Annotated in this window: 10 protein-coding genes; 4 read left to right on the top strand and 6 right to left on the bottom strand. The window is 45.6% G+C overall.

The genetic code is table 11. The annotated features are described in order from the left end of the window. The first annotated feature begins 80 nt into the window (after positions 1-80). The 4 genes from BMX69_RS24295 to BMX69_RS00390 are packed head-to-tail and all read left to right on the top strand — an operon-like array spanning position 81 to position 3,845. Complete coding sequence (locus BMX69_RS24295) at positions 81-227, top strand: hypothetical protein (RefSeq protein WP_166433158.1); 147 nt, start codon at positions 81-83, stop codon at positions 225-227. Positions 228-253: 26 nt separating this feature from the next. Beyond that, positions 254-1,789: an ABC transporter ATP-binding protein gene (locus BMX69_RS00400; protein WP_100041226.1), complete on the top strand. Its 1,536-nt coding sequence runs from the start codon at positions 254-256 to the stop codon at positions 1,787-1,789. Further along, positions 1,786-2,895 (top strand): ABC transporter permease, encoded by a 1,110-nt coding sequence (locus tag BMX69_RS00395; RefSeq protein WP_092240233.1) that lies wholly within the window; start codon positions 1,786-1,788, stop codon positions 2,893-2,895. The genes BMX69_RS00400 and BMX69_RS00395 overlap by 4 nt, the downstream gene beginning before the upstream one ends. Further along, positions 2,892-3,845, top strand: a complete 954-nt coding sequence (locus tag BMX69_RS00390) for an ABC transporter permease (RefSeq protein ID WP_100041225.1) — start codon at positions 2,892-2,894, stop codon at positions 3,843-3,845. Before BMX69_RS00395 ends, BMX69_RS00390 begins: the two co-directional genes overlap by 4 nt. A 168-nt stretch (positions 3,846-4,013) precedes the next feature. On the opposite strand, the gene BMX69_RS00385 is transcribed toward BMX69_RS00390, so the two are convergent. The 6 genes from BMX69_RS00385 to BMX69_RS00360 all read right to left on the bottom strand — a co-directional run bounded on the left by BMX69_RS00385 (position 4,014) and on the right by BMX69_RS00360 (position 11,942). Continuing rightward, entirely contained in the window at positions 4,014-5,402 is a 1,389-nt protein-coding gene (locus tag BMX69_RS00385) for a glycine--tRNA ligase (protein WP_025231588.1), read from the bottom strand. 14 nt (positions 5,403-5,416) lie between these two features. Next, positions 5,417-6,046 carry a hypothetical protein gene (locus tag BMX69_RS00380; RefSeq protein WP_054790634.1) on the bottom strand — a complete coding sequence of 210 codons (630 nt, stop codon included), beginning with the start codon at positions 6,044-6,046 and terminating at the stop codon, positions 5,417-5,419. Positions 6,047-6,349: 303 nt separating this feature from the next. Next, positions 6,350-7,015 (bottom strand): DNA repair protein RecO, encoded by a 666-nt coding sequence (recO, locus tag BMX69_RS00375; protein WP_054790633.1) that lies wholly within the window; start codon positions 7,013-7,015, stop codon positions 6,350-6,352. A 15-nt stretch (positions 7,016-7,030) separates the two neighbouring features. Next, the gene (gene era, locus BMX69_RS00370) at positions 7,031-7,936 is read right to left on the bottom strand and encodes a GTPase Era (RefSeq protein WP_100041224.1); all 906 of its coding nucleotides are present in this window, start codon (positions 7,934-7,936) and stop codon (positions 7,031-7,033) included. Between the two features lie 69 nt (positions 7,937-8,005). Next, positions 8,006-10,930: an insulinase family protein gene (locus tag BMX69_RS00365; RefSeq protein ID WP_100041223.1), complete on the bottom strand. Its 2,925-nt coding sequence runs from the start codon at positions 10,928-10,930 to the stop codon at positions 8,006-8,008. A 187-nt stretch (positions 10,931-11,117) separates the two neighbouring features. Then, on the bottom strand, positions 11,118-11,942 hold the full coding sequence (locus BMX69_RS00360) for a YdcF family protein (protein WP_100041222.1): 825 nt from the start codon (positions 11,940-11,942) through the stop codon (positions 11,118-11,120). Positions 11,943-11,989 lie beyond the last annotated feature (47 nt).

The following is an 11,989-nucleotide window of genomic DNA, read 5'->3' as shown; positions in this document are numbered from 1 at the left end:
CAAAGGAAGCGCCCTTCGGGCATATCTTTAAGCCCAGATAGCACGGGCTAGAAAGAGGAATACCTTCCAGGCATACCTATATGCCCAGAAAGCATGGGCGGGAAAGAGGAAAGGAGATGCCGTTTGATTCACCAGTCAGAACAGACCTGGTCTCTTACGGCATCTCTTTTTTATTTCTCATAAAACAGAAAAATACCAAGGTGTATTTTATTAACCAGGTCCCATAGATAGGTACCGAATTAAGGGGGATTTTATGGACTACATTATTGAGATGCTTCACATCACGAAAGAATTTCCTGGTATCATCGCCAATGATGACATCACTCTGCAATTAAAGAAAGGCGAGATACTTGCTCTGCTTGGTGAGAACGGCGCGGGAAAATCCACGCTCATGAGTGTCTTATTCGGCCTGTACCAGCCGGAAAAAGGCGTCATTAAGGTCAGAGGCAATGAAGAAAAGATAACAGGGCCGCTGGATGCCAATGCTCTGGGTATTGGCATGGTTCATCAGCATTTTAAGCTGGTAGAGAATTTTACCGTACTTCAGAATATTGTTCTGGGCATTGAAACGACGAAACGCGGGTTTTTAAAGATGGATGATGCCCGTAAAAAGGTTATGGATTTAAGCGAGAAATACAAATTATTCGTGGACCCGGATGCGATCATATCGGACATTACCGTTGGCATGCAGCAAAGGGTCGAGATTTTAAAAATGCTTTATCGCGACAACGAAATCATGATTTTTGACGAACCCACTGCGGTTCTTACTCCTCAGGAAATTGAGGAACTGATGCAGATCATGAAAGATCTGGTAAAGGAAGGAAAGTCCATCCTGTTTATCACCCACAAGCTCAATGAAATCAAGGCGGTTGCGGACCGCTGTTCTGTCCTGCGCCGCGGTAAATATATTGGAACGGTAGAGGTAGCAGAAACAACACCTGAAGAGATGTCAGAGATGATGGTTGGCCGAAAGGTAAATCTGACCGTTGACAAGAATCCTTCCAAGCCCGGAGAAGTTGTGCTGGAAGTAAAGGATCTTTCAGTGGAGGCCAAAAGAGAGGGCCAGACAAAAAAGATGGTCCATGATGTCTCTTTCAAGGTAAAAAGAGGTGAGATCGTCTGTATCGCCGGCATCGACGGCAATGGCCAGACAGAGCTTATCCATGCCATTACCGGCATTTCCGATATGAGCACCGGTACCGTTACCATCAATGGGGAAGACGTGACGAAAAAGAGCATCCGTTACAAAAATACCCATGGTTTGTCCCACATACCGGAGGACCGGCACAAACACGGCCTTGTCCTGGATTATAACCTGGCCTACAACCTGGTTCTTCAGCAGTATTTTGAAAAGGACTTCCAAAGCAATACTTTCTTAAAAAATGACAAGATCTATGAATATGCGGAAAAGCTGATCCAGGATTATGATATAAGAAGCAGTGAAGGCTCCTTTACCACAGCCCGCAGCATGTCCGGCGGAAACCAGCAAAAGGCTATTGTAGCAAGAGAGATCTCCAAGGCTCCCGATATCCTTCTGGCAGTTCAGCCCACCCGTGGCTTAGACGTAGGAGCCATTGAATACATTCACCGCCAGTTGATAAAGCAAAGAGATGCGGGTGCCGCCATTCTCTTAGTATCCCTGGAATTAGACGAAGTCATGAATTTAAGCGACCGGATTCTGGTCATGTTTGAAGGCGGAATCGTAGCCGACCTAAACCCTAAGAACGTTACGGTTCAGGAATTGGGTCTTTATATGGCAGGCGCAAAGAAAGAAGGTGGCAAATCATGAAACCGAAACAAATAAAGGACCATACAGGAATTCTTTCTTCCATTTTTGCCATTGTGCTTGGATTGATCGTAGGCCTGATCATTCTGTTCCTCTGCAATCCGAAGCAGGCTCTTCCTGGATTTGCAACGATTTTATCAGGAGCTTTTACCCATGGAGCCAAGGGTGTCGGACAGGTATTTTATTATGCAACTCCCATTATCCTCACCGGTCTTTCTGTGGGGTTTGCCTTCAAGACAGGGCTTTTCAACATCGGAACTCCCGGCCAGTTTATCATGGGAGGGTTTGGCGCTGTCTATGTGGGAATCCTCTGGACATCCTTAGGGCCGGCTCACTGGATCGTCGCCCTTCTTGCTAGCGTCATCTTAGGCGCTGTGTGGGGCCTTGTACCTGGACTTTTAAAGGCATATTTTAACGTAAACGAAGTAATTGCTTCTATTATGATGAACTACATCGGCATGTATCTGGTTAACTGGATCGTGAAGAGTTATAAGCCCTTATTTAATAACCTGCGAAATGAATCCCGGAATGTGGCAGCAACAGCCAACATTCCAAAGATGGGACTTGATAAGATATTCCCAGGTTCCAGCGTTAACGGCGGTATCCTCATTGCAATCCTTACGGTGATCGTAATCTGGCTCCTTCTTAACAAGACAACCTTCGGCTATGAATTAAAGGCTGTGGGCTTTAACCGGGATGCCAGCAAATACGCAGGTATCAATGAAAAAAAGAGCATTATTTTATCCATGGTAATCGCAGGAGCCATTGCAGGACTTGCAGGCGGACTCTTGTATCTGGCAGGTACCGGAAAGCACATTGAAATCAAAGATGTGCTGGCATCGGAAGGCTTTACCGGCATTTCCGTTGCTTTGCTGGGCTTAAGCAACCCCATCGGAGTACTCTTCTCCGGCATCTTTATCGCATACTTAACGGCCGGGGGATTTTACTTGCAGCTGTTTGAATTTTCAACGGAAATCATTGATATTATCGTTGCAGTTATCATATATTTCAGCGCCTTTGCTCTTATGGTAAAGATCATTCTTTCTAAAATTCACAGGCAGAAAGGCGAAAAAGCAGAAGCAGCTAAGGAAGGAGGAACGAAATCATGAGCGTAATTTATTTTATTTTTCAGCAGACCATGTATTTCATGATTCCTCTCATGATCGTAGCTTTGGGAGCCATGTTCTCTGAGCGAAGCGGAATCATCAACATTGCTTTGGAAGGAATCATGACCATGGGTGCCTTTACAGGAATCCTGTTCATTCATTTTACAGGCGGCTCCATGAACGGACAGCTCCAGCTCATTATTGCGGTGTTAATCTCCATGGCAACCGGTATGGTATTTTCCCTGTTCCACGCCTACGCTTCCATTAACATGAAGTCCAATCAGGTAATCAGCGGTACGGCATTAAACATGTTCGCCCCCGCTTTTGCCATCTTCGTGGCCCGTGTTATTCAGGGAGTACAGCAGGTTCAGTTTAACAACACCTTCCGCATTTCATCCGTTCCGATATTGGGAAAGGTTCCGTTTTTCGGTCCTCTCCTGTTCCAGAACGCTTATATCACCACATATATAGGCATTGCAATCTTTTTGCTTTCAACCATTGTTCTTTATAAAACCCGGTTTGGTTTAAGGCTCCGGTCCTGCGGAGAGCATCCCCAGGCAGCCGATTCCGCCGGTATTAATGTATACCGGATGCAGTATGCAGGCGTTATGATCTCCGGCGCCCTTGGCGGACTTGGAGGACTGGTCTTTGTAGTTCCCACCTCCACCAACTTTAACGCAGACGTAGCCGGATACGGTTTCCTGGCTCTGGCTGTATTGATCTTCGGCCAGTGGAAGCCGGTCAATATCATGTTTGCCTCCCTTTTCTTCGGGCTCATGAAGGCTATCGCATCAGCCTATTCCGGAATCCCATTCTTAAGCGCAATGGGCATTCCAAGTTACTTCTATAAGATGGTGCCTTATATTATTACCTTGATCGTGCTGATCTTCACTTCCAGAAACTCTCAGGCTCCTAAGGCAGAGGGTATTCCTTATGATAAGGGGCAGAGGTAGAAGGTAGAAAGTAGAGATAAGAGACTGAGATGAAAGATAGAGGCAAGAGACTGAGTTAAAAGACAGAAATAAGAGACAGAGATAAAAAGAAGGAGAAAGAGGCAAATGCCTCTTTCTCCTTCTTTTTTATTTTATGAACTGATGCCTGCTAAATAAACAGGACCATGTTTAGAAACGGAACTTATCCTCAAAGTAGCTCTTCAGCTCTGCAATGGGAACTCTTACCTGCTCCATGGTATCACGGTCACGGACGGTTACGGCGAAATCTTCTTCTGAATCAAAATCATAAGTAACGCAGAATGGAGTACCGATCTCATCCTGTCTTCTATAACGCTTTCCGATGTTGCCTCTGTCATCGAATTCACAGTTATAATATTTGCAAAGCTCTTCATATACCTTTTCTGCGCCTTCATTCAGCTTCTTGGAAAGAGGCAGAACGCCGATCTTAACAGGTGCAATGGCAGGATGGAAATGAAGCACTGTACGTACATCTCCTTCTGCGATCTCTTCTTCATCGTATGCAGCACAAAGGAATGCAAGGGTCACACGGTCAGCTCCTAAAGACGGCTCTACTACATAGGGAATGTACCGCTCTTTCTTTTCGTCGTCAAAATATGTCATATCCTGTCCGGACGTATTCTGGTGCTGGTTTAAGTCGTAATCGGTCCTGTCTGCAATTCCCCACAACTCGCCCCAGCCGAATGGGAACAGGAATTCAATATCAGAGGTTGCCTTACTGTAGAAAGAAAGTTCTTCCTTCTCATGATCCCTGACACGCATCTCGTCTTCTTTGATTCCCAGGGTCTGCAGCCAGTTGATGCAGAATTCTTTCCAGTATGCAAACCATTCCAGATCTGTATCCGGCTCACAGAAAAACTCCAGCTCCATCTGCTCAAATTCTCTGGTACGGAAAGTGAAGTTTCCTGGAGTGATCTCGTTACGGAAGGATTTACCTACCTGTCCGATACCGAATGGTATCTTCTTACGGGAGGTTCTCTGTACGTTTTTGAAGTTTACGAAAATACCCTGTGCTGTCTCTGGTCTTAAGTATACGGTATTTTTGGCATCTTCTGTTACTCCCTGGAAGGTTTTGAACATCAGGTTAAACTGACGGATATCTGTAAAATCATGCTTACCGCAGCTTGGGCAGCAGATGTTTTTCTCATCAATATAGCTCTTCATCTCTTCCTGGGACCAGGCATCAACAGAGCCTTCGATGGTGATATTATTCTCAGCCATATAATCTTCTATCAGTTTATCTGCACGGAAACGCTCCTTACATGCCTTGCAGTCCATCAGCGGGTCGGAAAAGCCGCCTAAATGTCCGGAAGCAACCCAGGTCTGGGAGTTCATCAGGATGGCACAGTCTACGCCTACGTTATATGGGCTTTCCTGAATAAATTTCTGCCACCATGCTTTTTTTACATTGTTCTTCAGTTCTACGCCTAAGTTGCCGTAATCCCAGGTATTTGCAAGGCCGCCGTAAATTTCGGAGCCAGGATATACAAATCCTCTTGATTTTGCAAGTCCCACAATCTTTTCCATTGTCTTTTCCATGATCTTAACCTCTCTTATTTAAAAATGATGTAATTTTTCCCTTTTGCTGTCTGTACGGTATAGCGATCTTTTATAACTGCATTCTTGGAAACAAATAAAAGCCTTCCCTGGGTTTGTATTGTCACCGGGCTGGGTGTCTCCACAACGATGGCAAAGCTATCCCCTTTGTTGGACAAAGCTTTTTTTTCTGCCGGTTTTCCATCAGAGGCTTTTACAAACGCCACTCCTTCTGACTCGATCTGCCCCAGTACTTCGGACAAACGGGTCACAGTGATGGAATCCACCTGGTTTTCTTTGTCCTCATATTGTGAGGCAAAGCCTGCTAAGTCACTTCCTGATGCATAGCGGAAAACCATCTTGGCATTTCCGTTTTCCATTGTGCAGGAATCCAGGGTTACCGATCCCTGACCATGGGTCTCGTTATATCCGGAAACAGCTTCTTCCAGATAGGTTTTCAATTCTTCTGCATGATAATAATCCTGTTCCGCATAGGTCTCCACCGTGGCGGTCTGAAGGGTTCCTTCTTCCGTTACATAAATTCTGCTGCTCTCCGCATTCAAGGTGCCGCCGCCGCTCCTGCCTAAGCAGCCTGTCAGCATACCGGCAGCTAGAATGGCAGCCAGAAAGGCTTTCTTTTTTTTCATCCATTTCCCTCCTGCATTGAATTCGTTGTTACGCGGATTCGGGTGCATAGTAAACTGAAGTGTTGGTGTGAATTGGTGTATGAGGGTAGGTGTGCACGTAATAGTGCAGCACGTGTAGCCGCGGTGCAGCACGTAAGTCCGCAGTGCAGCCCGTGAAGCCGCAGGCTTCACGGGCTCACGGGCATTCGCCCTATGAATCAGGGCACGAGAAAATTTTCTTATGTGCAAGCACAACGAAAATTTTCTCGTGCCCTGATTCGCACTGCTCATAGCATTCCTGAACATTATACCAAACCCCACCCGTCATTTCAATACTTTCCATCCAGTCATGGTGTGTAAAATCTCCAGGGAATGAAATTCCCTGTCCACATAGCGCTTCTTATTGATCTCTACACAGCGGACAAATTCCTCCAGTACCGGATCTGTTAAAGTAAAGGTGTATAGATGCTCTGCCGGTGAGGCGATCACATATTCCCATGCATAGCTTGCTGAATCACTGACAGGGCAGGGAGGGGTTTCTGTGTATTCTCCGTTTAACACCATTGCTTTCAGTTCAAATATCCTTTGTACCAGCTCATTTTTCAGAGCTGGTTTTAAAAGCGCCCGTATGGACTGGTATAGTAGCTTTAAAAGACCTGTTCCGTCCATATTCTCCCTGGCGTAATAATCAGCCAGTTCCAGAAAATAAGATCCATAGCAGGTTCCTTCTACATCCAGGGATAATGCTTCAAAATAATTGGTGATCTCCGCCGACCGAAGGGTATAGGAATCCCTGCCCTCATATAGGGAAAACTGCCCGAAGGCAAAGGGGCGGCTTACCCCCATGAATGGACTCCCCGGTCTTCTGGCCCCTCTGGCAAATGCGGTGATCTTTCCTCTTTCCCTGGTGAGTATCACAAGGCGCTTATCCATTTCTCCAACCGGGGACACTTTTATTACCATCCCCGTCATGGTTTCAACTTCCCTCAATTCCCACCACCACTTTTATATGTCTTTTTCATTATATCCATAATTCTTCATATACAGCTCGCTGTCACGCCATTCTTTCCGGACCTTGACCCAAAGCTGTAAATTTACTTTTGTATCCATCAGAGCTTCTATTTCCCTGCGGGCAGAGCTTCCGATCTTTTTCAGCATGGAACCGCCTTTTCCAATGATGATCCCCTTGTGGGATTCCCGCTCGCAGATAATTTCGGCTTCAATATCCATGATGCCGTTATCCCGCTCCTTCATCTTTTCAATCGTAACCGCGATCCCGTGGGGAATCTCATCATTTAAAAGACGAAGGGCTTTTTCCCTGATAAGCTCCGCTGAAATCTGACGCATGGGCTGGTCTGTTACCGTATCCTCATCGTAATACTGAGGCCCCTTTGGAAGATATTTGTAGATGAGTTCCAGCATCAGGTCTGTATTTTTGTCCTTTAGAGCGGAAACAGGCACGATCTCAGCAAACTGGCAGACATCTTTATAAGCGCTTATAAAGGTTAAGATATCCTCCTGGTTTTTCACTGTGTCAATTTTATTAATGACAAGGATCACAGGCGTTTTTACCTGGTTTAACTGCTCTGCAATATGCTGCTCCCCGGCCCCGATGTAGGTAGTCGGTTCTACCAGCCAAAGCACTACATCCACTTCCTTTAAGGTACGCTCCGCTACGCTTACCATATATTCGCCCAGCTTGTTTTTTGCCTTATGAATTCCGGGGGTATCAAGGAAGATGATCTGTCCTCTCTCATCCGTATACACGGTCTGGATCCGGTTTCTGGTTGTCTGGGGCTTATCGGAAGTTATAGCGATCTTCTGGCCGATGAGATGGTTCATCAGGGTGGACTTTCCAACATTGGGACGTCCGATCAGGGTAACAAAGCCTGATTTATAGTTGTTTTCCATATAGGGGTTTCCTTTCCTCTTTCGTGTCCACGTTTTTTGGACATTAAGGTATGCCTGTAAGGCTTTGTATTATGAGTGGAACAGGTTCTTGGTTTCTCCAAACAGATCCTTATCCGCTTCGATTTTTTCTTCATTTCCAATGACGCAGAGACTTCCTGTATTTAAAACGGCGTTTACAAGAGATGCCAGATTGCGGATATCTTCCTGAGTGGCGTTTAATACTTCTTCCCGTTCTTTTTCCATCATTTCCCGGTCAACTCCGGATAAATAGGCGGAAAGGCCGCGGTTTCCTCTGGTAGACGGAGGGTACGGCACATCCATGTCGCTGATGGTACCGATGACATACTTTGTCATATCACGGTCCGTTGCCTGAAAGCTCTCTAAATAATCCACGACTCCGTCATAGATCTGATTTGTTTCTCTTACGTTTGGATCCCGGTAGGAGGTAAAGTACCCTTCTCCTGAACGGCCGAATCCGCTCATGCAGCCATAGGCTCCTCCTTTGACTCTTAAATTAATCCACAGGTAATCATAGCTTAAAATGACTTTCAATATTTTAAGAGCACCGGTATATTCCTGGCCGCTGCCCGCAAAGGTTCCGCATCTGGCCACATAATTGACCTGGGAAGCCGTGCTGAAGCCTTCGTTTCTGTTTCCAGGTGAAAAAGCAAAGGGATAGCGGGTTCCTTCTCCTTCAGGCAGCAAGTCTGTGAGCTTTTTAAGAGCCTCGGGAAGTAACTTATATCCTTCTTCATCTGCCGTATAGCTGACCAGCATGTTTTTGGAAGTGAAGATCTTTTCCATGACCGCTTTTAAGCGGGCAATGATCTCCTTCTTGCGGGTAGGATATTCCTTTTCCAGATTCTCTAAAAATTCATAGTATCCGATTCCGCCGGTTAAATCGTTAAATGAAGAAGTGGCGGAATAGTAAGAAGTAGCCCTGGCCACGGCTGCTGAATGGCAGGAACCTTCCAGCTTCATTCTGGCTCTTGACCTGGTTTCACTGATGACTTCGCCTACCCGTTTTTCATCATCTAAAATAGAACGGGTCAGGATCTCGCCAAGAATCGAGAAGCCAAAGTCCAGCTTCTCATAAAGCACTCTGGCACTTGCCATAAAAAAGCCTTTAAATTCTCCGTTATTTTTTAAGTCTGGATAAGAGGATACGCTAAAGCTGACACCGCCGCTGTTTAAATGGATCTCACTGGTTAAGTCCCCATAGGTGAAGTTTTCTGTATTTACATAGCCAAGCAGGGATTTTAAAAATCCAACGTATGGCAGATCCTCGACAGGAACTGCGGAAGTATCGAACAGAACCTTTAAATACCCGATTCCGGAGGTAGGCATCTCATGATGGATCACCTTAACGCCATGAGCTGATTTTTCTTCCCATATGATTTCCTCTGCTTCCCTGCTTATATCCTCTCTCGTAAGCATGGGAATCATCTCCAGCATCTCCTGGGGAGATGGGGCTTCCTGGTATTCTTTTAAAGCACGGGTCTGTTCTGCAAGTTCCCGAAGCTCTTCTTCTGAAAGGGAAGCTTTGTATGCGGCCAGCTTCTTCGCTTCCTTCTCATCCTCCATTGCCGTTAAGTTCTTTTTGGGGCTTACGGTTAAGATGGCCTCAAAAGGATTGTCCAGAAGGTATTCTCTGATGAGCTGTTCAAAATATCCGTCATCTACCACCTTTTTCAGATAATCAAAGGTATCCTGGTATTCTAAGTGCATCATCGGATCTCCGTCATAGAGCCAGCTGTCCATGCATTGAAGCCCATACATCAGGCCCTTTGGTGCTGAACCGTAATCCGCTTCCCGGTAACGGAATTCGTAATAGTTCATTCCTGCTTTCAGACTCTTCCTGTTGATGCCTTCATCTGCAAGCTTTCTTAAAGTACCTTTTACAACGGCGAGAAATTCTCCTCTCTGCTCCTTGTTTGCATTTTTTGCAATGATGGTAAAATAGGGCTGTAATATGCCGCTGTCGTATCCGCCTAAAATGTCCTGGCCGATCCCGGCATCAATTAAAGCCTGCTTTAAGGGTGCACCCGGCGCATCCAAAAGGGTGTATTCCAGAATCTGGAATGCAATATAAAGCCTGGGATCTAAGTCTGTTCCCACGGCTGTACTGATGGAAAGATAAGTGGCATTTTCTTCGGACTCTCCTTCGGTAATGGAATAGAACGTCTCTCCCTCTACCGGATTTAAGAATGGTTTTTGTCTTGGAATACTGGAATCGATTGATATTTCATCGTATTGGCTTAGGTATTCTTTATCAAGCCATACGAGTTTTTCTTCCATGTTCATATCTCCATACAGGTAAATATAGCTGTTGGAGGGATGATAATATCTCTTATGAAAAGCCAGAAAATCTTCATAGGTCAGATCCGGAATAAATGCAGGATCTCCGCCTGACTCCTGACCGTAGCAGTTATCCGGGAAAAGAGTTTTCCTGGTATAGCGGTCCAGAACTTCTTCCGGGGAAGAAAATGCTCCCTTCATTTCGTTATATACTACTCCATTGTAAATCAGAGCAGATTCCGGGCTTTCCAGTTCATAATGCCAGCCTTCTTGCATGAAGATCTTCGGTTCCCTGTAAATATTGGGATGCAGTACGGCATCCAGGTACACGTTCATCAAATTCTGGAAATCCTTTTCATTGCAGCTGGCTACCGGGTATACCGTTTTATCCGGGTAGGTCATTGCATTCAGGAAGGTGTTAAGGGAACCCTTTACCAGTTCGACAAATGGGTCTTTCACCGGAAATTTGTCTGATCCGCAGAGCACGCTGTGCTCCAGAATGTGGGCAACACCGGTGCTGTCTGACGGAGGGGTACGGAATCCGATGGAAAATACTTTGTTCTCATCATCACAGGATACGAGGAACAGCCTGGCTCCGCTTTTTTTATGGCGGAGTACACATCCGGATGCATTGATCTCTTTTATTTCCTTTTCTTCTACAACCTCATAGGCTGCAAGGTTTTTAAACTGATTCATTCTGTGTCTTTTTCCTCCTGCATGTTCTTATTATACGTAAGTCCGCAGTGCAGCAAGCGAATCTGGAAGATTCGCTTGCCCACGGGCATTCGCCCTATGAAATAGGCCATGACAAGATTTACTTATGTGCAAGCACAACGTAAATCTTCTCCTGTCCTATTTCGCACTGCTCATTGCTAGCGTGTAATTACATATTGCCCACTAATTTGTCTTTTAATATGGCTGCGCATTCTCTAACGCAAAAGTGTACGAAAAGAATGGGGTCAGATCCGCAGGATATGCCATAGATATCCGGTATTCCCCATTTTTTCCCAATCTGCAACGCACGAAATACATGAAAATCACTGGTGAGTACTCCAATTTTAATGGGCTTATCCGGCACCTCTTCAAAGGTTCCTGGCTCCATGAAAATCGGTTGATCCAGACGGCGGGCTTTCCTCTCCGCCTGGTCTGCTTCAATGGCCACACGGCTGTATGCAATATTCTCAACCGTGCTGGTGGAGCGTGTCTCTAAGATCAGCTGTTCCTCTTTTACTCCGTTAAAGACCAGATAATCCCGCATGGCTGCAGCTTCACTGACAGGTTCGTCATCACCCTGGCCGCCGGACAGCACCAGAATCGTAGATGGATTGTCATCTAAGTACTCCATGGCTTTATCCAGCCGTTTTTTCAGGGAATTACTGATTCCTGTTTCTTTTACCCTGGCTCCTAATACAATGACATAGTCCAGGTTGGAAGTATCCCGGGCAGCGACTCCCGTAAATACCAGGATTTCCACCACCAGAAATATGAGAATTCCGGTACAGCACATGGTAATCACCGAAACCGGAATCCATAAGGGAACCTTATCCTTATGTTTTACATAGGATTCCCATCCCATCGGCAGCAATATGCATATGGCAGCAAATACAAGCCATATAAAAGAAAGAGATGTGGTCAGGCCTGAATAAAGAATGATCACAACATAATAAATAATGCAGGAAACGGCCACCAGCCAAAAAATTAACGCCATATGCCAGCCTCCATTCTAAACTTTTTAAAACCAGGTAAATTCTGGGC

It is taken from the genome of Lacrimispora sphenoides JCM 1415 (assembly GCF_900105615.1).
In the GTDB taxonomy this organism is placed as follows: Bacteria; Bacillota; Clostridia; order Lachnospirales; family Lachnospiraceae; genus Lacrimispora; species Lacrimispora sphenoides.
The sequence above is the reverse complement of the archived record's forward strand: the minus strand, read 5'-3'. Positions and strand labels throughout refer to the sequence as shown.